This is a genomic window from Klenkia taihuensis (assembly GCF_900112525.1).
Classification (GTDB): domain Bacteria; phylum Actinomycetota; class Actinomycetes; order Mycobacteriales; family Geodermatophilaceae; genus Klenkia; species Klenkia taihuensis.
In genome coordinates, this window is the sequence record NZ_FOMD01000004.1 from 90,088 (window position 1) to 114,549 (window position 24,462).

The 24,462-nt window shown below is 75.4% G+C and carries 21 protein-coding genes and 2 tRNA genes; 13 read left to right on the top strand and 10 right to left on the bottom strand.

All coding sequences use genetic code 11. The features are described from left to right. Positions 1 to 237: 237 nt before the first annotated feature. Positions 238 to 606 carry a hypothetical protein gene (locus BM158_RS16335; RefSeq protein WP_091561715.1) on the top strand — a complete coding sequence of 123 codons (369 nt, stop codon included), beginning with the start codon at positions 238 to 240 and terminating at the stop codon, positions 604 to 606. Positions 607 to 726: 120 nt separating this feature from the next. Here the strand turns inward: BM158_RS16335 and BM158_RS16340 are convergent, their stop codons facing one another. The 6 genes from BM158_RS16340 to BM158_RS16365 all read right to left on the bottom strand — a co-directional run bounded on the left by BM158_RS16340 (position 727) and on the right by BM158_RS16365 (position 8,885). Next, positions 727 to 2,283 carry an ATP-binding cassette domain-containing protein gene (locus tag BM158_RS16340; RefSeq protein ID WP_091561719.1) on the bottom strand — a complete coding sequence of 519 codons (1,557 nt, stop codon included), beginning with the start codon at positions 2,281 to 2,283 and terminating at the stop codon, positions 727 to 729. A gap of 113 nt (positions 2,284 to 2,396) precedes the next feature. Continuing rightward, complete coding sequence (locus tag BM158_RS16345) at positions 2,397 to 3,959, bottom strand: glycoside hydrolase family 13 protein (RefSeq protein ID WP_191328734.1); 1,563 nt, start codon at positions 3,957 to 3,959, stop codon at positions 2,397 to 2,399. A 63-nt stretch (positions 3,960 to 4,022) separates the two neighbouring features. Then, a complete protein-coding gene (locus BM158_RS16350; RefSeq protein WP_091561725.1) occupies positions 4,023 to 4,448 on the bottom strand; it encodes a globin in 426 nt (141 codons plus the stop codon). Next, complete coding sequence (locus BM158_RS16355; RefSeq protein ID WP_091561728.1) at positions 4,445 to 5,668, bottom strand: MFS transporter; 1,224 nt, start codon at positions 5,666 to 5,668, stop codon at positions 4,445 to 4,447. Before BM158_RS16355 ends, BM158_RS16350 begins: the two co-directional genes overlap by 4 nt. A 50-nt stretch (positions 5,669 to 5,718) precedes the next feature. Next, positions 5,719 to 6,729, bottom strand: coding sequence for a mechanosensitive ion channel family protein (locus BM158_RS16360; protein WP_091561731.1), 1,011 nt, complete (start codon positions 6,727 to 6,729; stop codon positions 5,719 to 5,721). Positions 6,730 to 6,803: 74 nt separating this feature from the next. Continuing rightward, entirely contained in the window at positions 6,804 to 8,885 is a 2,082-nt protein-coding gene (locus tag BM158_RS16365; protein ID WP_091561736.1) for a prolyl oligopeptidase family serine peptidase, read from the bottom strand. A gap of 118 nt (positions 8,886 to 9,003) precedes the next feature. Between BM158_RS16365 and BM158_RS16370 the strand changes: the two genes are divergently transcribed. Beyond that, complete coding sequence (locus BM158_RS16370; RefSeq protein WP_229827836.1) at positions 9,004 to 9,609, top strand: HNH endonuclease; 606 nt, start codon at positions 9,004 to 9,006, stop codon at positions 9,607 to 9,609. A gap of 90 nt (positions 9,610 to 9,699) precedes the next feature. Here the strand turns inward: BM158_RS16370 and BM158_RS16375 are convergent, their stop codons facing one another. Beyond that, positions 9,700 to 10,965, bottom strand: coding sequence for a kynureninase (locus tag BM158_RS16375; protein WP_091561739.1), 1,266 nt, complete (start codon positions 10,963 to 10,965; stop codon positions 9,700 to 9,702). A 32-nt stretch (positions 10,966 to 10,997) separates the two neighbouring features. Here BM158_RS16375 and BM158_RS16380 point away from each other — a divergent pair, with 32 nt between their 5' ends. Genes BM158_RS16380 through BM158_RS16390 form a run of 3 tightly spaced genes read left to right on the top strand, consistent with a single transcriptional unit; the run spans position 10,998 to position 13,240 of the window. Continuing rightward, the gene (locus tag BM158_RS16380) at positions 10,998 to 12,422 is read left to right on the top strand and encodes an amidase (RefSeq protein ID WP_229827835.1); all 1,425 of its coding nucleotides are present in this window, start codon (positions 10,998 to 11,000) and stop codon (positions 12,420 to 12,422) included. Between the two features lie 34 nt (positions 12,423 to 12,456). Then, complete coding sequence (gene ctaJ / locus BM158_RS16385) at positions 12,457 to 12,762, top strand: aa3-type cytochrome oxidase subunit CtaJ (protein WP_091561742.1); 306 nt, start codon at positions 12,457 to 12,459, stop codon at positions 12,760 to 12,762. Between the two features lie 37 nt (positions 12,763 to 12,799). Beyond that, positions 12,800 to 13,240, top strand: a complete 441-nt coding sequence (locus BM158_RS16390; protein ID WP_091561744.1) for a DUF5130 family protein — start codon at positions 12,800 to 12,802, stop codon at positions 13,238 to 13,240. A 52-nt stretch (positions 13,241 to 13,292) separates the two neighbouring features. On the opposite strand, the gene pepN is transcribed toward BM158_RS16390, so the two are convergent. Further along, positions 13,293 to 15,848: an aminopeptidase N gene (gene pepN / locus BM158_RS16395; protein ID WP_091561747.1), complete on the bottom strand. Its 2,556-nt coding sequence runs from the start codon at positions 15,846 to 15,848 to the stop codon at positions 13,293 to 13,295. Positions 15,849 to 15,984: 136 nt separating this feature from the next. On the opposite strand from pepN, the gene BM158_RS16400 reads away from it, so the two are divergent. Genes BM158_RS16400 through BM158_RS16415 form a run of 4 tightly spaced genes read left to right on the top strand, consistent with a single transcriptional unit; the run spans position 15,985 to position 18,555 of the window. Beyond that, a complete protein-coding gene (locus tag BM158_RS16400) occupies positions 15,985 to 16,650 on the top strand; it encodes a mycothiol-dependent nitroreductase Rv2466c family protein (protein WP_091561749.1) in 666 nt (221 codons plus the stop codon). Positions 16,651 to 16,676: 26 nt separating this feature from the next. After that, positions 16,677 to 17,438, top strand: a complete 762-nt coding sequence (locus BM158_RS16405; RefSeq protein ID WP_091563214.1) for an SDR family oxidoreductase — start codon at positions 16,677 to 16,679, stop codon at positions 17,436 to 17,438. 12 nt (positions 17,439 to 17,450) lie between these two features. Then, the gene (locus tag BM158_RS16410) at positions 17,451 to 17,939 is read left to right on the top strand and encodes a ribose-5-phosphate isomerase (protein WP_091561753.1); all 489 of its coding nucleotides are present in this window, start codon (positions 17,451 to 17,453) and stop codon (positions 17,937 to 17,939) included. Positions 17,940 to 17,997: 58 nt separating this feature from the next. Continuing rightward, complete coding sequence (locus tag BM158_RS16415) at positions 17,998 to 18,555, top strand: hypothetical protein (protein WP_091561756.1); 558 nt, start codon at positions 17,998 to 18,000, stop codon at positions 18,553 to 18,555. A gap of 1 nt (position 18,556) precedes the next feature. On the opposite strand, the gene BM158_RS16420 is transcribed toward BM158_RS16415, so the two are convergent. Continuing rightward, entirely contained in the window at positions 18,557 to 19,834 is a 1,278-nt protein-coding gene (locus BM158_RS16420; RefSeq protein ID WP_091561759.1) for a GNAT family N-acetyltransferase, read from the bottom strand. A 149-nt stretch (positions 19,835 to 19,983) separates the two neighbouring features. Here BM158_RS16420 and BM158_RS16425 point away from each other — a divergent pair, with 149 nt between their 5' ends. Next, positions 19,984 to 21,477 (top strand): hypothetical protein, encoded by a 1,494-nt coding sequence (locus BM158_RS16425; protein ID WP_091561763.1) that lies wholly within the window; start codon positions 19,984 to 19,986, stop codon positions 21,475 to 21,477. 7 nt (positions 21,478 to 21,484) lie between these two features. Further along, entirely contained in the window at positions 21,485 to 22,489 is a 1,005-nt protein-coding gene (locus tag BM158_RS16430; RefSeq protein WP_091561766.1) for a sigma-70 family RNA polymerase sigma factor, read from the top strand. A 1-nt stretch (position 22,490) separates the two neighbouring features. On the opposite strand, the gene BM158_RS16435 is transcribed toward BM158_RS16430, so the two are convergent. Next, positions 22,491 to 22,561 (bottom strand) — tRNA-Gly (locus BM158_RS16435). Between the two features lie 57 nt (positions 22,562 to 22,618). Between BM158_RS16435 and BM158_RS16440 the strand changes: the two genes are divergently transcribed. Then, positions 22,619 to 22,692, top strand: a tRNA-Pro gene (locus BM158_RS16440). 113 nt (positions 22,693 to 22,805) lie between these two features. Further along, positions 22,806 to 24,395, top strand: coding sequence for a trigger factor (gene tig / locus BM158_RS16445; protein ID WP_165628983.1), 1,590 nt, complete (start codon positions 22,806 to 22,808; stop codon positions 24,393 to 24,395). The last annotated feature ends 67 nt before the right edge of the window (positions 24,396 to 24,462 follow it).

Sequence of the window (24,462 nt, forward strand, 5' to 3'; positions counted from 1 at the left end):
CAGGGTGAGGTTGTCTGGGTGCCACGGGGTCCGCGACGGAACGGCGAAGAGGGAATGGCGTCGGCATGGTGGTCCTCCTGGTGGCAGCGCGTGCGGGCCGTGGACCGCCCCCCGACCGACCACCCACCTCCTCGGCACCCCGCTCCCGGACCACCGGCGGCACCGCCCGCCGACGTCCCCCCACCCCGCGCCGCCCCTGAGCGGCGCGACCACCCAGAGACGACAGGAGTCCACCTCATGGCACAGCTCGACACCGTCATCGCCTCGCTGCTCGAGATCGACGGGGCCAACGGCGCCGCGATCGTCGACGCCGACAGCGGCATGGCCCTCGCGGCCGGCGGCAGCCCTGGCTTCGACCTCAACGTCGCCGCGGCCGGCAACTCCAACGTGGTGCGCGCCAAGCTGCGCACGATCTCCGACCTCGAGCTCAACGACGAGATCGAGGACATCCTGATCACGCTCAAGGGCCAGTACCACCTGATCAACGTGCTGCAGGGCGCCGGCAACGCGGGCCTGTTCATCTACCTGGTGCTCAACCGCGCCACCGCGAACCTGGCGCTGGCCCGGCACAAGCTGCGCGCGGTCGCCAAGGACGTCAACGTCTGACCCGCCGCCGCCCCGGCGATGACCAGGGGGGTTGATCGAAGTCCGTCCTCCTGCACGAGATCTGGTGCAGGAGGACGGACGACGATCAACCCCCTGATCCGTGCTGCGGGGGAGCCGGCCTCAGGCGGGGGTGGCGACGGCGCCGAGGATGGCGGCCCGGACGTCGGCGGCCGACATCTCGTGGGTGTCCAGCCACTCGTCGACCCGGCCGTCGGAGACCACGCCGATGCGGTCGCACACCTCGGCGAGCTCGTCGGGGTCCACCGACACCACCACGACCGAGCGGCCGTGCGCGGTGGCGTCGTCCAGCAGCCGCCGCACCTCCCGGCGCGAGCGCAGGTCCAGGCCGCGGGTGGGCTCGTGCACGACCACCACGTCGCCGTCCGCGGCGGCCATCCAGCGGGCCAGGGCCAGCTTGTGCTGGTCGCCGCCGGACAGCGCCCCGAACACCGTGCGGATGCTCATGGTGCGCACGTTCATCCGGTGCACGGTGTCGATCACCCCGCGCAGGGTGGCGATCTCGGTGCGCAGGTCCTCCGGGCGCCCCCACTCGGCGTCGCTGAGGGTGCGCGCGATGGTCTCCCGCGGGTCCATGCCGTAGGCGTCGTCGTCGGGCCGGTAGGCGGCCAGCCGCAGCGGCGCCGCACCCGGGTCGGTGGTCACCGGCCGCTGCTCGCCGCGCACCGACACCGCGTCGACCTGGGCCGGGATCTCCCCGGTCAGCGCGCCGGCGATCTCCTGCAGGCCCGAGCGCCGCCGCCCGGTCAGCCCGAGGACCTCGCCGCGGCGCAGCGTCAGGTCCAGGCCGGCCGCGCTGCCGGGCACCCGCAGGTTGCGCACCTCCAGCGCCACGTCGGCCGAGGGTTCGGGGCGGGGTGCGGGCGCCTCCGGCGCGGTGCGGGCGGCCGGGATGAGCACCGGCGCGGCGGTGGTGCCCCAGGGCAGCGCCTCCGGCCGCGCGGCGGGCACGGCGCCGTCCAGGGTGGCCACGGCCAGCCCGGCCGGCTCCAGGCCCTCGGCGGGGGCGTCCAGGGCGATGCGGCCCTCGCGCAGCACGAGGACCCGGTCGACGACGTCGAGCATCTCCGGCAGCCGGTGGCTGATGTAGAGCACGCCGCGGCCCTGCGAGCGCAGCCGCCGGGCGATGGCGTGCAGCCCCTCGACCTCGGTCGGGGTGAGCGCGGCGGAGACCTCGTCCATGACCACCAGCCGGGTGTCCTCCGCGAGCACCCGCGCCGCCTCGACGAGGCCGTGCACGAACCGGGGGACGTCGGCCACCAGCTGGTCGGGGTCCAGGTCGAGACCGACGTCGGCGAGCACCGCCCGGGCCCGCGCGCGCACCCGGGCGTCGGGGGCGTCGGCGAGGTCGGTGTCCCGGAAGACCGCCCGGGCGACGGTCATCCCCGGGTCCAGCCGCACCAGCTGCTCGACCGCGCCGACCCCCAGGTGCCGGGCGTCGGAGGCGGACAGGGGGGCGTAGGCGTGCCCGGCGACGGTCATCAGGCCGGCGTCGGGGGCGTACCGGCCGGCCACGATGTCGCCCAGCGTGGACTTGCCCGCCCCGTTGGCGCCGACCAGCCCCACGACCTCGCCCTCGGCCACCGAGAAGGTGACGTCGCGCAGCACGCGACGGGAGCCGTAGGCCTTCGCGAGGCCCTCCACCTGGAGCAGGTCCATGGGTGCAGGCCTCCCGGAAGGGGACCGGCGAACCGGGCCCGTCGTCGTTCCCCGTGACGGTGAGTGGTCGTCCGGATGCTACCCGCCGAAGCCGGAACCCTCCCGTCTGGAGGTCAGGCCTGCAGCCACACCGCGGCGTCGTGCGGCAGGCCTGCGGAGACGTCCGCACTGGCCAGCAGCACCTCGCCCTCGGGCAGCGGCACCGCGGCCCCGGACAGGTTGAGCAGCAGCACCAGACCGCTGCCCCGGCGGAAGGCCAGGCAGCCCTCGGGCGCGGGCAGCCAGGTCAGGTCACCCGACGCACCGCGCCGCAGCCGCAGTGCCGCCCGGTACAGCGACAGCACCGAACCGGGGTCGCCGTCCTGGGCCTGCGCGGTGAGGCCGGCCCAGCCCTCGGGCATCGGCAGCCACGTCGTGGGGCCGGTGGTGAACCCGTAGGGCGGCTCCGCGCCGCTCCAGGGAACCGGGATGCGGCAGGCGTCCCGGCCGCGCTCGGTGTGCCCGGAGCGGGTCCAGACCGGGTCGGTGAGCGCCTCGTCGGGCAGGTCCACGTCGGGCATGCCGAGCTCGTCGCCGTTGTAGACGAACGCCATGCCCGGCAGGGCCAGCTGCAGCAGCGCCGCGGCCCGGGCCCGGCGGGTGCCCAGCTCGCCACCGCCGTAGCGGGTGACGTGCCGGGGCCGGTCGTGGTTGGACAGCACCCAGCAGGCCGGCGCCGGGGTGGCGGCCACGGCGTCCAGGGAGTCGACGACGGCCGCGCGCAGGTCCTCGAGGGTCCAGTCGGCGGTGAGCAGGCGGAAGTTGAACGCCGAGTGCAGCTCGTCCGGGCGCAGGTACCGGGCCAGCCGCTCCTCGCTGGACACCCACACCTCGCCGACGGTCATCGTGCCCGGGTAGGCGTCCATGACCCGCCGGACCAGCCGGTGCACGTCGTGCACGCCGTCCTGGTCCAGCCGCGGGTCGTCGGGGCCGTGGTCGTCGAAGAGCCCGGTCTCCTCGTCGAAGTCGACGTCGGGCAGGCCGGGCGCCTTGACCATGCCGTGGGCGACGTCGATGCGGAAGCCGTCGACGCCCCGGTCCAGCCAGAAGCGCAGCGTCTCCTCGAGGTCGGCCAGCACCTCGGGGTGGGTGAAGTCCAGGTCGGGCTGCTCGGGGGCGAACAGGTGCAGGTACCACTGGCCGTCGGGCACCCGGGTCCAGGCCGGCCCGCCGAAGATCGACGGCCAGTTGTTCGGGGGCTCGTCGCCGTCCGGCCCGCGGCCGTCGCGGAAGAGGTACCGGGCCCGCTCGGGCGAGCCGGGGCCGGCGGCGAGCGCCTGCCGGAACCAGTCGCGCTGGTCGGAGGTGTGGTTGGGGACCAGGTCGATGGTCACCCGGATGCCGAGCGCGTGGGCCTCGGTGAGCATGCGGTCGAACTCGGCGAGGTCGCCGAAGACCGGCTCGACGTCGCGGGGGTCGGCGACGTCGTAGCCGTGGTCGGCCATGGGGGAGGGGAAGAACGGGTTGATCCACAGCGCGTCGACACCGAGCCGGGCCAGCTCGGGCAGCCGGGCGCGCAGGCCGGCGAGGTCACCGACTCCGTCGTCCCCGCCGTCGGCGAAGGACCGGATGTAGACCTGGTAGAAGACCGCGTCCCGCCACCAGTCGGCGGCGGGCGTGGGGAGGGTGCTGGTCACGGGGTGCTCCTGGGAGGTCGCGAGGGGCACGCCGACGACGCTGTCAGCGGGTGGGCAGGGGGCTCAGGGAGCCAGGTCGGTGGGTTCGTCCCACCGGTTCTGCATGCTGCGGGCGGCCATCTCCAGGTAGCCCCAGAGCGCCGCGTCCTGCTCGGGCGTCAGCTGCAGGGAGTCCACGGCGGCGCGCATGTGCTCCAGCCACGCGTCGCGCTCGCGGCCGCCGATGGCGAAGGGGGCGTGCCGCATCCGCAGCCGCGGGTGCCCCCGCTGCTCCGAGTACGTGGTCGGCCCGCCCCAGTACTGCTCGAGGAAGCGACGCAGCCGCTCCTCGGCGCCGTCCCAGTCGTCCTGGGGGTACAGCGGGGCCAGCACGGGGTCGGACCGGACGCCGGCGTAGAAGTGCGCGACCAGCGCCCGGAAGGTGGGTTCGCCCCCGACCTCGGCGTAGAACGTGCGTGCCGAGGGCAGCGGGCGGCTCGACTCGCTCATGCCCCCGATGGTCCCGCAACCACGCCCACCGCGGGCGGGCGGGTGCGGAGCAGGCCGACGAGGGGGACGGCCACGAGCGGCAGGCCGACCAGCCCGACGAGCAGGACGACGTCGGTGGGCGCGGTCCCGCTGGCCGCGGCCCCGGCGATGAGCGCGCCGAGCCCCTGGACGGCGGACATCCCGGCGATGGCCACCCCGAAGGCCCGGCCCCGCACCGCCGCCGGCACCGCCTGCACGAAGGCCACGTTCAGCGGGATGGTCCAGGCGTTGCCGAAGCCCGCCACGGCCAGCAGGGCCACCACGGCGACGGCGGCGGTGTCGCCGTCCAGCACCCGCGGGGCCAGCCCGGCCACCGCGAGTGCGCCGACGGAGACCAGCACCAGCGGGGTGACCAGCCGCTCGCGCAGGGACGGCGGGCAGAACCGGCCGACCAGCACCCCGCCGACGACCGCGCCGGCGGGGTGCGCGGCGAGCAGGACGCCGACCAGGGCCTGGCCGCCGACGAGCTGGTCCGACAGCGCCGGGCCGATGCCCTCGTGCGCGTTGGTGACCAGCACCCCCACCCAGAGGAGCCCGACGATGGCCAGCAGCCGTGGCGTGGTCAGCACCAGCCGCAGCCCGGTCAGCACGTCGGCCCACAGCGTGGCGGCGTCCTCCCCGTCCCGGTCGGGGGCGGGCCGGTGCTGCAACCCGACCCCCAGCCACAGGCCCGCGGCGGCGAACGTGGCCGCGGTGACCAGCAGCCCCAGCGAGGGCGACACCGCGGTCACCAGGACCCCGCCGAGCAGGAAACCGATGACCTGGGCCAGCTGCTGCACCACCCCGGTCAGCGACGTGGCCACCGCGTACCGGTCGTCGGTGAGCACGTCGGCGGTCAGCGCCGAGCGGGCGGCCTCGTAGGGCGGGCTGCCCAGCGACACCAGCAGCAGGAGCAGCAGCAGGGCGGGCAGCGGCGTGCCCGGCACCGCCATGAGCGCGACCAGCGCGGCCCGGGCCAGGTCGCTGACCACCATCACCCGCTTGCGGGGCAGCCGGTCGGCCAGCGCAGCCAGCAGCGGGCCGCCCACCACCCAGGGCAGGTAGCTGATCGCGAAGGTGAGCGCGCCGAGCAGCGGCGAGCCGGTGCGCTCGTAGACCAGCACGGTGAGCGCGAGCCGGGCGAGGAAGTCCCCGACGGTGGCCAGCACGTAGGAGCCGAACAGCGGCCGGAACTCGGCCACGGCGAAGACCGACCGGTAGGTGGCCGGTCGGTCCTGGGCGGCTCGGTGGCTCAGCTGGGACCCGCCGCGGTCGCGGTGGTCAGCGGGGCGACCGGGATGCGGATGCCCTCGGCGGCGAACCGCTCCTGCAACCGCATCCGCAGTTCCCGACCGACCCGCCATTGGTCGGCGTTGGTGGTGCGCACCTGCAACCGCATGACGATGGCCTGCGGGGTGATCGACTCGACCCCGAGCGACTCGGGCTCGCCCAGGATGACCTCCGCCCACTCCTCCTCGGCGTAGACGGCGTCGCCGACCTCCTGCATGACCTCCCGGCAGCGCTCGAGGTCGGTGTCGTGGGTGACCGGCATGTCGATGACCACCTGGGCGTAGCCCTGGCTCTTGTTGCCCACCCGGAGCACCTCGCCGTTGCGGGCGTACCAGACCACGCCGTTCACGTCGCGCAGCCGGGTGATCCGCAGGCCCACGGCCTCGACGGTGCCGCTGGCCTCGCCGAGGTCGACGACGTCCCCGACGCCGTACTGGTCCTCGAGGATGATCCCGATCCCGGCGATGAAGTCCTTGATCAGGTTCTGCGCGCCGAAGCCCAGCGCGACGCCGACCACCCCGGCCGAGGCCACGATCGGGGCCAGGTTGATGCCCAGCTCGCCGAGCACCAGCACGACGGCGATGAAGAAGATGACGATCGAGGCGAAGCTGCGCAGCACCGAGCCGATGGCCTCGGCCCGCTGGGTGCGCCGGGCGGCGACCTGCTCGACGACCTGCTGGTGGTCCACGCCCTTGGTGCGGCGGGGCTTGAGGATGGTGGGCACCTGGCCGGACGCCGTGCGCTCGGTCAGCCGCCGGATGCCCCGGTTCACCAGCAGCCGGGCCACCACCGCGATGACCACGATCAGCAGGATCCGCAGCGGGGTGGCCACCAGGGCCTGCGCGTTGGCGGCCAGCCAGTCCAGGCCGAACCAGCTGTACAGCCGGGCGCACAGGGAGCCGGGGTCGGTGGACACGCAGTCGGGCACGACGGCGTCGGACGCCGCGGCGGTGACGGACAGTGCGGTGCTCATCACGGAGGAGTCTCCCAGGGTGCTCGAGAGGCAGGGTTCAGGGCATCCCGACCAGGCCGGCCCGGTGGGGCGGCTCAGCGCACGTCGAGCCCGGTGGCGTGGGCGAGGAAGGCGAGCTGGTCGGCGGCCAGCCCCACGGTACGGCTGACCGCCCGCGCGCCGTGGCCCACCGCCACCTCGCGCCGCAGCACCACCGGCGCCCCCGACGAGGTCGCGTGCTGCAGCGCCGCGGCCAGCTTCCGGGCGTGCAGCGGGTCGACCCGGGTGTCGGACTCGAAGGTCGTGAACAGCACCGCCGGGTACGCCGTCCCCTCGACCACGTGGTGGTAGGGCGAGTAGCCCAGCAGCCAGCCCAGCTCCTCGGGGTCGGCCGCGGTGCCGTACTCGTCGTTCCAGGTGCGGCCCAGGCCGAACAGCTCGTAGCGGACCATGTCCAGCAGCGGGGCGCTGCAGACCACCGCGGCGACCAGGTCCGGCCGCTGGGTCGTCGTGGTGCCCACCAGCAGCCCGCCGTTGGAGCCGCCGAGCACGCCCAGCCGGTCGGGCGCCGTCCAGCCCTGCGCCACCAGGTGCTCCCCGGCGGCGGCGAAGTCGTCGAACACGTTCTGCTTGCGCTCGCGCATGCCGGCGCGGTGCCACTCCTCGCCGTGCTCGGACCCGCCGCGCAGGTTGGCCACCGCCCACACGCCGCCGGCGGCCACCCAGGCCAGCGCCTGCGCGCTGTAGCCGGGGGTCAGCGGCACGCCGAACCCGCCGTAGCCGTAGAGCACGGTCGGCCGCGGACCGCTGGGTGCGGCCTCGAGCGACAGCACGAACAGGTGCACCGGGGTGCCGTCGGCCGAGGTCGCGTGCGTCTCGGTTACCACCACCGGAGGGACCGCGCCGGCCACCGGCGCCTGCTCCCACGGCGCCAGCTCGCCGGGCCGGGCGGCGTCCCACACCAGCACGGACGGCGGGGTGGCGTGGTCGGTGAACCCGACCCACGCCGTCGTCCCGCCCTCGGGCGGTGCGCTGACCCCGGCGACCGAGCCCGGCGGGACGGTGACGTCGGACAGCCGGCCCGACCCGTCGGCGGCCCACACCGACAGCCGGTCGGTGGCGTCGACGGCGTGCACGGCCAGCACCCGGTGCCCGCCGTCGGGGGCGTCGACCAGCGCGACGTCGGAGAGCACCGCGCCGTCGGACTCGGGCACCACGTCCTGCCACCGCTCCGGCGCCCAGCTGTCCGGGTCGGCCGGGTCGGCGACGGCCAGCCGGCCGCGCGGGGCGTCCCGGTCGGTGAACAGCCACAGCCGGCCGTCGCGGGCCACCCAGGCCGAGGTCTGCGCGTCCACGCCCACCTGCAGCGGCCGCAGCACGCCGTCGCAGGCCAGGTCGGCCACCCAGACGTCGTCGCGCGGTGCGGTCCCGGCCGAGGCGGACACGACCAGCCAGCGGCCGTCGGCGGACACCCGGACGCCGTAGTAGTTGGTGGGGTCCAGTCCCTCGCCGTGCACCAGGACGTCGGTGGCCGGGTCGGCGCCCACCCGGTGCCGGAACACCCGGCGGTGGAACTGCTCCTCCCCGGCGGGCACCTGGTCGGGCGCGAGGCGGCGCACGTAGAACAGCTCCTCGCCGCCCGGCAGCCAGGCGACCGGGGAGTAGCGGCACCGGTCGACCGGGCCGTCGAGCAGCTCGCCGGTGACGACGTCGAGCACGTGCAGCAGCGACTCCTCGTCGCCGCCGACGGAGACCTGGTAGGCCAGCCGGGTGCCCTCCCAGGACGGCGACCAGGCGTCCAGGGTGGTGGTGCCCGCGGCGTCCAGCGCCATGGGGTCGACCAGCACGCGCTGGGTGCCGTCGGCCTCGCGCACCCGCAGCACGGCGTGCTCCTGACCGGGGTCGCGGCGGGTGGAGAACGCGCGGCCGGCCCGCCAGACCGGGATGCCCACCGCGCCGGAGCGCACCAGCTCGCCCAGCCGGTCGGCGAACGCGGCCCGGGCGGGGAGGTCGGCGAGCACCTCGTCGGCGTAGCGGTCCTGGTCGGCGGCCCAGGCCTGCGTGCGCGGGTCGGCCGGGTCCTCCAGCCAGCGGTAGGGGTCGGCGACCAGGTGGCCGTGCAGGTCCTCGACCAGGTCGAGACGCGGGGCGAGGGCGGGGTCGGGCCGGGTGCTCACCGGGCGACCGTAACCAGACCGACGGAAAGGGTTTGCCCGCAGCGGGCCGGATCGGGGCAGACTGGGGGTGCCCGTGGGTCGCAGCACCCCGGCGGTCCGGGGCGAACGGAGGTGCCCCGTGCCGCTGACCGCGCTGGGGTCGTCGTCCGCGTCGGGCCCGCCGGGCCCGCGGCGCGACCCACGTCCTGGACCCGCCGCGCCCGCGGCACCGGTCGCCACCACGGCCGCCTGCCTGCTGCTCAACGCCACGTACGAGCCGCTGTGCGTGGTGTCCAGCCGCCGGGCGATCGTGCTGGTGCTGGCCGCCAAGGCCGAGCCGGTCGACGTCTCGGAGGTGCTCTGCCACGCCGAGCTGGTCGCGCTGCCGGTGCCGGTGGTCATCCGGCTGACCCGGTACGTGCGGGTGCCCTACCCGGCGCAGGTGCCGCTGTCCCGGCGGGCGGTGTTCACCCGCGACGGCTCGACCTGCGTCTACTGCGGGGCGGCGGCCACCAGCATCGACCACGTCTGGCCGCGCAGCCGCGGCGGGACGCACACCTGGGACAACGTGGTCGCGGCCTGCCGGCGCTGCAACCACACCAAGGCCGACCGCTCGCTGGCCGAGCTGGGCTGGTCGCTGCCGCAGCCGCCGCGGGCGCCGTCCGGGTCGGCCTGGCGGCTGCTGGGGCACCGGGCGGTCGACCCGCGCTGGCGGACCTGGCTCGGCCTCCCCGACGTCGCCTGATCAGGTCACGCGCGAGCGCGTGGCCGGCGGAAGGACCCCGTCGCCCCCCACGGCAGGCTCCGCCGGCCGCGGGCCCCTGCGACGGGGCCGTCAGGTCACGCGCGAGCGCGTGGCCGGGTACTGGAGGTGGGCGTCGGTGGCGAGGACGTCGGCCAGCCGGTCGACGGCGTCCCCCAGGTCCACGAACCGGGTGCACAGCGGCGCCGGGCCGAAGCGCACCCGGTCCGGCATCCGGTAGTCCGGCACCACGCCGCGGTCGACCAGTGCCTGGGTGAGCTGCCAGGCCTGCGGGTGCTCGACCACCACGTGCGCACCCCGCGCCCGGGCGTCCCGCGGCGACGCCAGCCGCACCTGCGGCACCCGCTCGTCCAGCAGCTGCACCAGCACGTCGGTCAGCGCCCGCCCCTTGGCGGCCACCGCGGCGATCCCGGCCTCGGCGGTGATGCCGGCCCCGACCTCCACCGCCGCGGTGGCCAGCACCGGCGGGGTGCCGACGGCGAAGCGGTCGACGCCGTCGGCCGGGACGTACCCCGGGCCCATGTCGAACTGGTCGCGCTGGCCGAACCAGCCCTGGATCGGCTGGCGCATGGACTCCTGCAGCTCGCGGCGCACGTACAGGAACGCCGGCGCCCCCGGCCCGCCGTTGAGGTGCTTGTAGGTGCAGCCGACCGCGAGGTCGGCGGCCGACAGGTCCACCTCGACGGCGCCCACGGCGTGGCTGAGGTCCCACAGCACCAGTGCGCCGTGCTCGCGGGCGGCCGCGGTCACCGCGGCGAGGTCCAGCAGCGCCCCCGACCGGTAGGCCACCAGCGACAGCACCACGACGGCGACCCGGTCGTCCAGCGCCGCGGCCAGGACGGCGGGGTCCAGGCCGCTGTCGATGTCGGCCTCGACCTCCCGCACGGTCAGGCCGCGCTCCCGGGCCACGCCGGACACGACGTACCGGTCGGTCGGGAACTCGTCGGCGGTGGTGACCAGCACGTCGCGGCCGGGCCGGGCGTCGACGCCGGCCCGCAGCAGCTTGTAGAGGTTCACCGAGGTGGAGTCGCTGACCAGCACCTCGCCCGGCCGGGCCCCCAGCACCCCGGCGGCCAGCTGGTCGCCGACCCGGCCGGCCTGGGACACCCAGTGCGACCAGGACCCGACCAGGCCCCGGCCCCACTCCTGCTCGACCACCCGGGCCAGCGCGGCCGGGGTGGCCCGGGGCAGCCGGCCCAGCGAGTTGCCGTCGAGGTAGATCCGCCGCTGCGGCCCGTCGTCCCAGGTCCCGTCGGGCCCGTCGCCGGTGAAGAGCTCCCGGGAGCCGGCAAGGGGGTCGTCGGCGTCGCGCTGCTGGAGGTCGTCCCGTGTGAGCACGCCCCCATGGTCCACGGCTAGCGTCGCCGACCGTGACCGAGCTGCACGAGCTGACCGCGCTGGGGATGGCCGCCGCCGTCCGGGCGGGGGAGACCAGCCCCACCGAGCTGGTCCGCCACCACCTGGCCCGTATCGAGGCCCTCGACGCGGGCATCGGCGCCTTCCTGACCGTCACGCCGGAGCGGGCACTGACGGCCGCGGCCGAGGCCGAGCGCCGGCTGGCCGCCGGCGACCCCGCGCCGCTGCTGGGCGTGCCGACCGCGATCAAGGACCTGAACCTGACCGCCGGGGTGCGCACCACGTTCGGGTCGGCGGCGATGGCCGACCACGTCCCCGACGTGGACGACCACGTGGTGACCGCGCTGGCCGCCGCGGGCACGATCAGCCTGGGCAAGACCAGCACGCCGGAGTTCGGGTTCCCCTGCTACACCGACAACGACCTGGTCGGCCCCACCCGCTGCCCCTGGGACACCACGCGGCTGGCCGGCGGCTCCAGCGGCGGCGCGGCCGCGGCCGTGGCGCTGGGCATGCTCCCGTTCGCGCAGGGCTCCGACGGCGGCGGCTCCATCCGCATCCCCGCCGGCATCAACGGCCTGGTCGGCATCAAGCCCGCCCGCGGCCGGGTGAGCAGCGCACCGCTGGGTGCGGAGATCACCGGCCTGGGCGTCCAGGGCCCGCTGGCCCGCACCGTCCGCGACGCCGCCGCGGTGCTGGACGCGATGGCCGGGCCCGTCGTCGGCGACCCCAGCTGGGCGCCCCCGCCCGCGGAGTCCTTCCTCGCCGCGGCCGACCGCCCGGTGGGCCGCCTGCGGATCGGCCGGCACCGCACGTCGCTGGTGCCCGGCGCGGAGCTGGCCCCCGAGGTGGCCACCGCCTTCGACGACGCCACCGAGCTGCTCGCCGGGCTCGGCCACGAGGTGGTCGACCTGCCCGCCGCGCCGCTGGCCGACGAGGTGCTCGCCGCCTTCGAGGACGTCTGGTCCCTCACCGGCGCCACCCTCCCGGTGACCGAGGACCAGGTGCACCTGCTGCGGCCGCTCACCCGGTACCTGCGCGAGCGGGGCCTGGCGCTGTCCGCCCGCCGGGCGATGGAGGCGCTGACCACCCTGCGGGTGTTCAGCCGCCGGTTCGTGCAGGCCACCGACGCCGTCGACGTCCTGCTCGCCCCGATCTGCACCGACGTGCCCCGGCCGGTCGGCTTCTTCGACACCCAGGACGGTCGGCCGGTGGACGGCGCGGAGGACTTCGAGCGGCAGAAGCGCTACGCCGCCTTCCCCGCGCTGTTCAACGTCACCGGCCAGCCGGCGGTCAGCGTCCCGCTGCACTGGACGCCGGACGGTCTGCCCGTCGGCACCATGCTGGTCGGGCGCCCCGCCGACGAGGCCACCCTGGTCGCGCTCGCGGCGCAGCTCGAGCAGGCCCGGCCGTGGGCGCACCGGCACCCGCCGGGCTGGTGAGCTGGGCGGCGGCACCCCCGGTAGATTCCCCGAGGTGACCGTCGTCGAGACCCTCCTCGTCTTCCTGGTGGCCCCGTTGGCGGTGGTGCTGCTGGCCTACGCGCTGGTGATGCTGCCGACGCTGAAGAGCCGCAAGCGCTACAAGCCCGGCGAGCCCTGGGGCCACGGGGCCGTCTGGTACGAGCCGCACCGCCCCGGTGGCGGCGGGCACGGGGCCGGCCACGGCGCCGACCACGACGAGCACCCCGCGCTGGGCAAGCAGGCCGCGGCGCTGGCCATCGGCGAGACCGCCGGCCACCCCAGGCGCACCGCGGCCGGTGGCGCCCGCGGCACCTGGTGACCCCCCGACCCGCGCAGGAACAGAGAGGCGACCACTGATGGCCATCGAGCTCGAGGACACCCGCGAGCCCGTCGTCGACGACCAGGAGGGCCCGAAGGCGTCGCCGTTCAGCCCGTCGGAGCTGCTCCGGCTGGACGAGGCGCTGACCATGTCCTCCCGCGAGACCGGGCTGCGGTTCACCCTCTACATCGGTGACCTGCCCGCCGACACCCGCGCCGGCGCGGAGGAGCTGCACGCCCGCTCCGGGGGCGACCCCGCCGAGTCGGTGCTCATCGCGATCGCCCCCGACCAGCGGGTGCTGGAGATCGTCACCGGTTCGGCCGCGGCCCGCCGGCTCCCCGACCGGGCCTGCGCGCTGGCCGTGCTGACCATGACCGGGCGCTTCGGCTCCGGCGACCTGGTCGGCGGCATCGTCAACGGCCTGCGCCAGCTCTCCGACCAGGCCGGGCACCCCGCCGCCCACCGCCCGCGGCACTGAACCGACCAGGAGGGGCCCCCACCGTCCGCGGTGGGGGCCCCTTCTGCGTGCGTCAGCCGCCGGCGGCCTGGCGGTCGCGCTGCTGGGCGCGCAGCGAGCGGGCCACGCCGTCGCGGCCCTCGCTGACCAGCCGGCGCAGCGGAGCCGGGTGCGACGCGTCGGCCAGCCACGCATCGGCCGCGGCCACCGTCTGCTCGGCGACCTGCTTGGGGAACAGGTACTCGACGGTGTTCTTGGCGATCTCGCCCGGCCGGCGCTCCCACAGCGGCGCGACGTCGGCGAAGTAGCGCTCGACGTAGGGCGCGGTGAGCTCGCGCTGGGCGGGGTGCCAGAACCCGGCGACCATCGCCTCGTGGATCGAGTTGGCGATCGACTCGTCGTGGAAGGCCCGCTGCCAGGTGTCGGCCTTGGACTCGGCCGTGGGGCGCAGCGCGCGGGCGGTGGCCGCCCGGCGGGCGCCGGTCGCCGTCGCGTCGCGCTCGGACTCCGCGTCGATCTCGGCGTCGCCCGCCGCGCCCACGGCGACCAGGCCGTGCAGGAACGCCCACCGCGCCTCGGCGTCGACCACCAGACCGGGCACCTCGAGCGACCCGTCGAGCAGCCCGCGCAGCGCGGCGACCTGCTCGTCGGTGCGGGCCGCGGAGGCCAGCGTGCGCGACCACTGCAGCTGGGCGTCCGAGCCCGGCTCGGCGGCGTGCAGCGCGGCCAGCGCCGTGTCGCCCAGCGCCGTCCAGCCCTCGGCCGCCCAGCCCGGGTCCGCGTAGTTGGCCAGCGCCGCCTGCACCCGGGCCAGCAGCGACTGCACGACCGAGATCTCGTCCTCGGCGTCGACCCCGGCCAGCACCAGGGCCACCCAGTCGCGGGCGGCCAGCTCGGCGTCGCGGGTCATGTCCCACGCCGCCGACCAGCACAGCGCCCGCGGCAGCGACTCGGTGAGGTCGCCGATCCGGGAGCGCAGCGTGGCCAGCGACCGGTCGTCGAGCCGGATCTTGGCGTAGGTCAGGTCGTCGTCGTTGACCAGCACCAGGTCGGCGGCCGGGTGACCGGCCAGCTCGGCGACCTCGGTGCGCGCCCCGGAGACGTCGAGCTCCACGCGGTGGGTGCGGGTCAGGCCCTCCGGGCCGGCGCTGTAGAGGCCCACGGCCAGCCGGTGGTCGCGCAGCACCGGGTGCTCGGGCACCGCCGTCTGCTCGATGGCGAAGCTGCGGTAGCGGCCGTCGTCGTCGACCTCGACGACCGGGCGCAGGGTGTTCACCTGGCTGGTCTGCAGCCACTGCTGCGCCCAGGCCGACAGGTCGCGGCCGGTGGCCTCCGACAGCGGGCCGAGCAGGTCGGCCAGCGTGGTGTTGCCGTACTCGTGGGTGCGGAAGTAGCGGCGCACGCCGGCCAGGAACGCGTCCTGCCCGACGTAGGCGACCAGCTGCTTGAGCACCGAGGCGCCCTTGGCGTAGGTGATGCCGTCGAAGTTCACCTCGACCGCCGCGACATCGACCATGTCGGCCGCGATGGGGTGGGTGGAGGGCAGCTGGTCCTGGGCGTAGGCCCAGCTCTTCTCGGTGTTGGCGAACGTCGTCCAGGCGGTCGTGTACTCGGTGGCCTCGGCCTGGCACAGCGTGGAGATGTAGGTGGCGAAGGACTCGTTGAGCCACAGGTCGTCCCACCAGCGCATGGTCACCAGGTCGCCGAACCACATGTGCGCCAGCTCGTGCAGGATCGTCTCGGCGCGCCGCTCGTAGCGGGCGCGGCTGGTGCGCGAGCGGAAGACGTAGTCCTCCAGGAAGGTCACGCAGCCGGCGTTCTCCATGGCCCCGGCGTTGAACTCGGGCACGAAGAGCTGGTCGTACTTGTCGAACGGGTACGGGTAGTCGAAGACCCGGTGGTAGAAGTCGAAGCCCTGCTTGGTGACGGCGAAGATCGCGTCGGCGTCCAGGTGCTGGGCCAGCGAGGCGCGGCAGTAGATGCCCAGCGGCAGGCCCTCGTGGGAGTCGGTGACCTTGGCGTACGGGCCGGCGACCAGCGCGACCAGGTAGGTCGAGATGCGCTTGGTCGGCTCGAAGTGCACCAGCTGGGAGCCCGCCTCGCCGGCCTCGATGGTGCGCCCGCCGGTGTTGGAGACGACCTGCCAGTCGAAGGGCGCGGTCACGTGCACCGCGAAGGTGGCCTTGAGGTCGGGCTGGTCGAAGCAGGCGAACATCCGCTTGGCCTCGGCCGGCTCGAAGTGCGAGTACAGGTACACCGCGCCGTCCTCGGGGTCGAGGAAGCGGTGCAGGCCCTCGCCGGTGCGGCTGTAGCGGCACTCGGCGTCGACCACCAGCTCGTTGGTGGCGGCCAGGCCGGGAAGCGGCAGGCCGCCCTCCTCGGTGTAGCCGGAGACGTCGAGGGCGGTGCCGTTCAGCGTGGCCGAGTGCACCCGGTCGGCGACCAGGTCGATGAAGGTGTCGGCGCCGGGGGTGGCCGCGTCGAAGCGGACCGTCGTGGTCGACCGGAACGTCTCCGCGCCGGGGTGGCCGGCGCCGTCGGTGACGTCGAGCTGCAGGTCGTACTCGTGGACGGCGAGGAGCTGGGCGCGGGCGGCCGCGGCGTCGCGGGTCAGGTTGGGAACAGCCACGCCGCGCAGCTTCCCACGTGGGTCCGACAGGGCCGGGGGGACGGGGGACAGGTGTGGACCACCGGGTCGGCTGGGAACAACGGGGCCGCCCGCGCCCTTGGACGGCGGCGAGCAACCGCGAACACGAGGAGATGGCATGACCGAGGCCGTGCAGACCGCCCCCACCAGCGCGAAGGTCGACGTCTGGGTCGACCCGCTGTGCCCGTGGGCCTGGCTGACCAGCCGCTGGGTGATCGAGGCGTCGAAGGTGCGCGACCTGGACGTGCACTGGCACGTGATGAGCCTGGCCGTGCTCAACGACGGCCGGGACCTCCCCGAGCAGTACGTCGAGATGATGAAGCAGGCGTGGGGCCCGGTGCGGGTGCTGATCGCCGCGCAGCAGCAGCACGGCGACGAGGTGGTCGGTGACCTCTACACCGCGATGGGCACGCTGCGGCACCAGGAGGGCAAGGAGCTGTCGGAGATCATCGCCCCGGCGCTGGAGAAGGTCGGCCTGCCGGCCTCCCTCGCCGACGCCGCGACCTCCACCGAGCACGACGAGGCGCTGCGGAAGAGCCACCACGAGGGCATGGACCCGGTCGGCGAGGACGTCGGCACCCCCGTCCTGCACGTGGACGGCGTCGCGTTCTTCGGCCCGGTCATCAGCCGGGTGCCCACCGGCGAGGACGCCGGCAAGGCCTTCGACGGCGCGGTCCTGCTGGCCAACCTGCCCGGCTTCTGGGAGCTCAAGCGCACCCGCACCGAGGAGCCGGACTTCTCCACCGTCCCCGCTTCGGCGCTGGAGATCACCCACCGCGGGTGAGCCGCGGGTGCGGCATGCTCGCGGGCATGCCGCACCCCCGCCGCCAGCGCATCGTCATCACCGGGGCCAGCTCCGGGCTCGGCGAGGGCATGGCCCGCCGCTGGGCCGCCGCCGGGCACGACCTGGCGCTGCTGGCCCGCCGCACCGACCGGCTCGAGCGGCTGCGCGACGAGCTGGCGGTGCACGGCCGCACCGTGCTGGTCGCCCCGCTGGACATCGACGACCCGGACGCGGTCGCCGGGACGGTGCCCCGGGTCGCCGGCGAGCTGGGCGGGGTGGACCGCTTCGTCGCCAACGCCGGGCTCGGCAAGGGCGTGCCGGTGGGCACCGGCGGGGCGCGGCCGAACCGGGCGGTGCTGACGACCAACGTGCTGGGCACGCACGCCACCTGCGAGGCCGCCGTCGCGCTGTTCCGCGCGCAGGGGCACGGCCACCTGGTGGTCATCTCCTCCGTCGCCGGCGTGCGCGGGATGGGCGGCACCCGGACCGCCTACGCCACCTCGAAGGCCGCCGACGCGGTCCTGGCCGAGGGCATCCGGGCCGACCTGCTGTCCTCCCGCGCCACCCGCCGCATCCGGGTCAGCACCATCCACCCCGGCTTCATCGAGACCGACATCAACACCGGCCGCCGCGGCCCCTTCACCGTCGACCTGGACACCGGGGTGGACGCGCTGGTCGCCGCGATCGACCGCGAGCCGGTGCGGGCCTACGTGCCCGAGTGGCCGTGGCGGGCCGTCGCCGGGCTGCTGCGGGCCCTGCCCCTGCCGGTCGCCGCCCGGCTGTCCTGACAGACTCACGCCATGCGCGTCTTCCTCGGGACCGACCACGCCGGCCTGGAGCTCAAGGCCCACCTGCTGGAGGCCGTCGCGGCCGCCGGGCACGAGCCGGTCGACTGCGGCGCCTTCGACTACGACCCCGACGACGACTACCCGCCGTTCTGCATCGAGGTCGGCGAGCGCGTCGTCGTCGAGCCCGGCTCGCTGGGCGTGGTCATCGGCGGCTCGGGCAACGGCGAGCAGATCGCGGCCAACAAGGTCCCCGGCGTCCGCGCCGCGCTGGTGTGGAACACCTCCACCGCCGAGCTCGCCCGCCAGCACAACGACGCCAACGTCGTCGCCGTCGGCGGCCGGCAGCACAGCGTCGAGGAGGCCACCGAGCTGGTGCTGACCTTCCTGCGCACCCCGTTCTCCGGCGACGAGCGGCACGTCCGCCGGATCGGCCTGGTGGCGGCCTACGAGCAGGAGCGCCACCACCCCGCCGGGGGCGGGCCGGCCGAGCGCGCGCGGTGACCCCGGTGGCCGACGTCGCCGCCGGGATGGCCACGAGCACGGTCGCCGGAGGCTGAGCGTGGACGGGGACGACGTCCGGGCCGCGGTCGAGGAGGCCGTCGGGTTCCTGGTCCGCGTCCCCGACCCGGCCGCCCCGGTGCTCGACACCGACGTCGCGGGCGTCGTCTGGCACATCGGCACCTGCCTGCACTGGTACGGCCACGACCTGGTCATGGGCCGGGTCGACCTGACCGCCGGCCGGTGGGAGCCCGACCCCGACGCCGGCTACGGCCGGCTGGTCACCGGCCTGGCCAGCTGGGGCGAGGTGCTGGCCCGGGTGCTGGAGGCCGCCGACCCCGCCGAGCGCGGCTTCCACCCGTGGGGCGCGCCCGACCCGGCCGGGTTCGCCGCGATGGCCTGCGCCGAGGTGCTGGTGCACACCGGCGACGTCGCCGAGGCCCTCGACCTGCCGTGGGCGCCGCCGCCGGACCTCGCGGCCGCCGTCCTGGCCCGGTTGTTCCCCGGTGCCCCGGCCGACCAGGACCCGGCGACCACCCTGCGGTGGGCGACCGGCCGGGCCGACCTGCCCGGCCGGCCCCGGCCGGCGTCGTGGTCCTACGCGGCCGCCGCCGACTGACTCAGAACGGGTCCGGGCTCTGCGGGGCGACCGGCCAGGAGAAGGACGTCGACGCCAGCGCCACCGCACCGGGGCTGACCTCGGTGACCCGCCCGGCCCGGTGGAGCGTGCCCAGCGAGACCCCGCCGAGGTAGACCGCGGCGAGGTCCTCCACGCCCAGCACCAGGTCGGGGTCGCGGTCGGTGCGGCCGCAGTACCCGCCGGCCGGGTGCCCGGTCAGCCGCCAGCGGCCGTCGTTCCACGGGCAGAAGGCGTCGCGCACCTCCAGCACCAGGTCGATCGGCGCGGGGTAGCGGCGGGCGGCCAGGGCCCGGCCGACGTCCACGAGCCGCAGCCACAGCGCGTCGGACGGCGTGGTGGCCACGGAGCGGGGGTCGGCGACCATCGCGCGCAGCGGGTCCTCGCTGCCCAGCGTCCACGACGACAGCTCCCGCACCAGGTCGTGGCCGAGCAGGAAGCGCCACAGCGCCGTGCGGGTGGGCGCGTCGGCGGCGACCAGGTCGACCACCTGGAGCTTGCCCTCGGGCTCGTAGCGGGGGGACCAGCCCTCCTTCTGCCGGTAGCTGGCGTACCCGGTCACCGTGCCGTCGGGGGCGGTGTGCAGCACGTACCGCCGCTCGGTGAACCCGTCGCGGTCGTCCTTGTCGTCGCGCAGCTTGCGGTCCCACCAGCGGGAGTCGCGGGCGAGGTTGCCGGGCAGCTCGCGGCGCAGCCGCTCGTACAGCGGGACGGCGGCCGCGCGGTAGTCGTCGAGGTCGACCAGCGTGGTCCGGCCGTCGGACACCGGCAGGTCGGCGCGCAGCCGGGCCCGGCTGGGGTCCAGCGCGACGCCGCCGCGCCAGACGGCGGGCGCGTAGCCGAAGCGGCCGTAGATGCCGCCCTCGGCGGCCCACAGCGCCGCCAGCGGCTCGGTGCCGGCGGCGTGCACCTCGTCGAGCTGGCGGCGCATCACTGCGGTGAGGACGCCGCGGCGGCGGTGGGTGGGGGAGACGGTGATCCAGGTGATGCCGGCCGTGGGGACGACGCCACCGGGCACGGTGAGCTCCAGGCTGTAGATGCCGGCGGTGGCCGCGACGAAGCCGTCCTCCACCAGGGCCAGCGAGCGGTCCAGCTCCGCGGTGGGCCGGGGCACGTCGACGTAGGGGCCGGTGGGGTCCTCGCCGAAGACACGGCTCATCGCCCGGCCGAAGGCCGGCCACTCCTCGGCGGTGGTGGGCCGCAGGGCGGCGACGAGGTCGGGGTCGGCGGCGGGGACGGCGGGCGGCGGTGCGTCGGTCACCGGTCCTGCCTACCGCCCGCCGCGCACCCCGGCGACCGGGTTTCCCGGTGCCGCGTCACGGGACGGTGACGTCGGACCGGGATCGGGACCGTCCGGGAGCCGTTAGGGTCGGCAACGGCCCGCCCCCGGGCCACGTCGAGTGGAGGTCCATGCAATCCCGCCGTGCCCACGTCCGCGGCGCCGCAGCCCTGGCCGGGCTGGCGCTGGTCGCGTCCTGCTCCAGCGGGCCCGACGGCGGCGGCACCGCCGAGGCCCCCGGGGCGGAGCAGCCCGCGCTGAGCGCGCCCCAGGCCGGGGTCACGCTGGTGGCCGACGCCGACCCCGCCGCCGCGGCGGTCTCGGCCAGCCGCGCGCTGTACGCCTCCGCCCCCGTCGTGGTGGTCGCCCCGGCGGCCGACCCGCTGCCCGAGGACGCCGTCGAGGCCGCCGAGGCGCTGCACGTGCCGCTGCTGCTGGCCGGCGACGACCCGGGGGTGCTGGCCGGCGAGCTCGACCGGCTCGGTGCCGAGCAGGTCCTGCTGGCCGACGGTGCCGACCCCGGCGACGTGGGGGAGCGGGACACCGAGCCGCTCGGGGAGGACCTGCCCGACGTCCCCGCCCCCGACCCGCTCACCGACGTCGTCGCCCTCTCCAGCGGCGCGCCCGAGACCGCGGCCGCGGCGGTGACCGCCCGCGCGGCCGGCGCGACCGTCGTCGACACCGCCGGGCAGGCCGACCCCCGCGCCTCGGCCGACGCCGTCGACGCCCTCGCCGGCGCCCGGCCCACCGCCGTCCTCGCGCTGGGCACCGCCTTCGACGGCGTGGCCGGGCTGGACTGGAAGACCGCGACCGCCGCCTCGGGCGAGCAGCTGCCCGGCGGCGGGCAGCTGCTGTTCCCCGAGCACTTCCTCGTCGCCATGTACGGCTCGACCGAGGGCCCGGCCCTGGGCGTGCTGGGGGAGCAGGGCCTGGACGCCTCGATCGCGCGCGCGGGGGACTTCGCGGCGCCCTACGCCGGGCTGCTGCCCGACCGCACCGTCGTCCCCACCTTCGAGATCATCGTGACCGTCGCGTCCGGCTCGGCCGGCCCCGACGGGAACTACTCGAGCGAGCTCGACCCCGAGGCGCTGCGGCCCTACGTCGAGGCGGCCGGCGCCGCCGGGCTCTACGTCATCCTGGACCTGCAGCCCGGGCGCACCGACTTCCTGACCCAGGCCCAGCAGTACCGGTCCCTGCTCGAGCTGCCCTACGTCGGCCTGGCGCTGGACCCGGAGTGGCGGCTGGGCCCCGACGAGGTGCACCTGCGCCAGATCGGGTCGGTGGGCGTCGACGAGGTCAACGCCGTGGTGACCTGGCTGGCCGACCTCACCCGGGCGAACGCGCTGCCGCAGAAGCTGCTCGTGCTGCACCAGTTCCGGCTGAGCATGATCACCGACCGGGAACGGCTGGACACCAGCCGCGACGAGCTGGCCCTGCTGATCCACGTCGACGGCCAGGGCAGCCAGCCGGACAAGCAGGGCACGTGGAACGCCCTTCACCAGGGGGCCCCTTCTCCGGTCTACTGGGGGTGGAAGAACTTCATCGACGAGGACGTGCCGATGCTCACCCCCGAGCAGACGGTGCAGCAGGCGCAGCCCCTGCCTGAGCTCGTCACCTACCAGTGAGGACCCCATGACCGAGCTGCTCGACGCCACCGAGGTCGTCGACCGCCCCGAGCTCGAGGCCCGGATCGCCACGCACCGGCGGGAGCTGACCGGCTACTGCTACCGGATGCTGGGCTCGTCCTTCGACGCCGAGGACGCCGTCCAGGAGACGATGGTCCGGGCCTGGCGGTCGCTGGACAAGCTGCAGGGGCCCGGTGCGCTCCGGTCGTGGCTGTACCGCATCGCCACCAACGTCTGCCTGGACGCCCTCGACGGCCGCAAGCGGCGGGCGCTGCCGGTGGACATGTCCGACGAGCCCTACGCACCGGTCGAGGCGTCGCTGGCGGAGACGCTGCCCGACGGCGCGTGGGTGGAGCCGGCGCTGACCGGCTCGGTGCTCGGCGGCGACCCGGCGGAGACCGCCGTCCTGCGGGACTCCGTGCGGCTGGCCTTCGTCGCCGCGCTGCAGGTGCTCCCGCCGCGGCAGCGCGCCGTCCTGGTGCTGCGGGAGGTGCTGCGCTGGCGGGCCGAGGAGGTCGCCGGGCTGCTGGACACCACCGTCGCCGCGGTCAACAGCGCGCTGCAGCGCGCCCGCGCCACGCTGGCCGGGCACGACGGCAAGGCGCGGCCGGGCGAGGTGGACGCCGACCAGGCGGAGCTGCTCGCCGCCTACGTCGACGCCTTCCAGCGCTACGACATGGAGGCCTTCGTCAAGCTGCTGCACGACGACGCCGTGCAGGACATGCCGCCCTTCGCCATGTGGCTGCGCTCGGCGACCGACGTCGTCGCCTGGATGCAGGGCCCGGGCTCGGCCTGCAAGGGCTCGGCGCTGCTGCCGGTGGACCTCAACGGGTCGACCGCGTTCGCGCAGTGGAAGCCCGATGGCCAGGGTGGGTGGGCGCCGTTCGCCTTCCAGGCCCTCGAGGTGCACGACGGCCGGATCAGCCGGATCACGTCGTTCCTGGACACGCGGCTCTTCGAGCTGTTCGGGCTTCCGGCGACCCCTCCTGCGGAGGCGTTGCCCGGGCGGTGAGAGCGGGTGACCGGGATCGAACCGGCATGGCCAGCTTGGAAGGCTGGGGCTCTACCATTGAGCTACACCCGCGGGGCAGTGCCCGACCAGGGTAGCTGTTGGCCTGCGGCCTAGACTCGGGCCTCGCCGCGGGGTGTGGCGCAGCTTGGTAGCGCACCTGCTTTGGGAGCAGGGGGCCGCAGGTTCAAATCCTGTCACCCCGACACGACGCCCACCTGGTCTCTTGGGAGACTGGTGGGCATCTGGGTGCGCTGTGGGTCCCCTCGACCCCCGCGCGCCGCCCACCCTGACCGTCTGCACCGAGGAGCGCTGCACTGTGAAGAGCACCATCGAGAACCTGGGCCCGACCCGGGTCCGGCTCGCGATCGAGGTGCCGTGGGGCGACCTGGACCACGCCTTCGGCGAGGTCTACAAGGAGCTGGGCCGGCAGGTCCGCGTCCCCGGCTTCCGCCCGGGCAAGGTCCCCAACCGCATCCTCGACCAGCGCATCGGCCGGCCGGTCGTCCTGGAGCAGGTCGTCCAGCACGCCGTCCCCGAGGTCTACTCCGAGGTCGTGCGCGAGCACCAGGTCCGCGTGCTGTCCCAGCCCGACGTCGAGGTCACCCGCATCGACGACGGCGACACCCTGGCCTTCACCGCCGAGGTCGACGTCGCCCCCACCCTCGAGCTGCCCGAGCTCGACTCCCTGGCCGTGACCGTCGACGACGTCGAGGTCACCGACGAGGAGATCGACGGGCAGGTCGACACCATGCGCGAGCGCTTCGCCGTGCTGACCGGCGTCGACCGCGCCGCCGCCGACGGCGACTACGTCTCCATCGACCTGGAGGCCACCCTCGACGGCGAGGTCCTCGAGGACGGCACCACCTCGGGCATGTCCTACGAGGTCGGCACCGGCACCCTCATGGAGGGCCTGGACGAGGCCGTGCGCGGCCTGTCCGCCGACGAGTCGGCCACCTTCACCACCGCGCTGCTGTCGGGCGAGAACGCCGGCCGCGACGCCGAGGTCACCGTCACCGTCCGCTCGGTCAAGGCCAAGGACCTGCCCGAGCTGGACGACGACTTCGCCTCCACCGCCAGCGAGTTCGACACCCTCGCCGAGCTGCGCGACGACGTCCGCGCCCGCCTGGGCCGGGTCAAGGTCATGCAGCAGGGCAGCCAGGCCCGCGACAAGCTGGTCGAGCACCTGCTCGAGGTCACCGAGGTCCCGGTGCCGGAGAACCTCGTCGAGCGCGAGCTGCAGTGGCGCACCCAGGCCATGGAGCGCGAGCTGCAGCAGGCCGGCATGGACTGGGACTCCTACTTCGAGATGGCCGGCATCGACGGCCGCGAGGCCTACGACGCCGACATGCGCGGCAACGTGGAGAACGCGGTGCGCACCCAGTTCGTGCTCGACGCGATCGCCGACGCCCGCGAGGTCACGGTCGACAACGACGACCTGTCCGCGCAGATCATGGCCCAGGCCCAGCGCAACCGGATGAGCCCGGAGCAGTACGCCCAGCAGCTGCAGCAGGGCAACGGCATCGCCGACTTCGTCGCCGACGTCCGCCGCACCAAGGCCCTGGCCCAGCTGCTCGAGCAGACCACGATCACCGACGCGTCGGGCAACGAGGTCGACCTCGAGGCGCTGCGTCCGCGCACCGAGCGGGCCGAGGGCTCCGACGACGGCGACGACTCCGCCGAGGAGAAGCCGGCGAAGAAGGCCGCCGTCAAGAAGGCGCCGGCCAAGAAGGCCCCCGCCAAGAAGGCCGCGGCCGCCGAGGCACCGGACGACGAGGCCTCCGAGGAGGCCCCCGCCGCCGACGCCGAGGAGAAGCCGAAGAAGAAGGCCGCCGCCGCCAAGAAGGCCCCGGCCAAGAAGGCCCCCGCGAAGAAGGCCGCCGCGAAGGCCGCCGACGACGAGGCCTGACCTCCCGCTCCACCCCACGACGCCCGCCCCACCGCGCACGCAGCGGTGGGGCGGGCGTCGTCGTCCC

Bases quoted from the DNA above. Each gene is read 5' to 3' on its own strand.
- BM158_RS16400 (WP_091561749.1), top strand. From the start codon at position 15,985: ATGACCGAGGCCGTGCAGACCGCCCCCACCAGCGCGAAGGTCGACGTC.
- BM158_RS16360 (WP_091561731.1), bottom strand. From the start codon at position 6,729: ATGAGCACCGCACTGTCCGTCACCGCCGCGGCGTCCGACGCCGTCGTG.
- BM158_RS16410 (WP_091561753.1), top strand. From the start codon at position 17,451: ATGCGCGTCTTCCTCGGGACCGACCACGCCGGCCTGGAGCTCAAGGCC.
- BM158_RS16340 (WP_091561719.1), bottom strand. From the start codon at position 2,283: ATGGACCTGCTCCAGGTGGAGGGCCTCGCGAAGGCCTACGGCTCCCGT.
- BM158_RS16350 (WP_091561725.1), bottom strand. From the start codon at position 4,448: ATGAGCGAGTCGAGCCGCCCGCTGCCCTCGGCACGCACGTTCTACGCC.
- BM158_RS16390 (WP_091561744.1), top strand. From the start codon at position 12,800: ATGGCCATCGAGCTCGAGGACACCCGCGAGCCCGTCGTCGACGACCAG.
- BM158_RS16405 (WP_091563214.1), top strand. From the start codon at position 16,677: ATGCCGCACCCCCGCCGCCAGCGCATCGTCATCACCGGGGCCAGCTCC.
- BM158_RS16430 (WP_091561766.1), top strand. From the start codon at position 21,485: ATGACCGAGCTGCTCGACGCCACCGAGGTCGTCGACCGCCCCGAGCTC.
- BM158_RS16425 (WP_091561763.1), top strand. From the start codon at position 19,984: ATGCAATCCCGCCGTGCCCACGTCCGCGGCGCCGCAGCCCTGGCCGGG.
- BM158_RS16335 (WP_091561715.1), top strand. From the start codon at position 238: ATGGCACAGCTCGACACCGTCATCGCCTCGCTGCTCGAGATCGACGGG.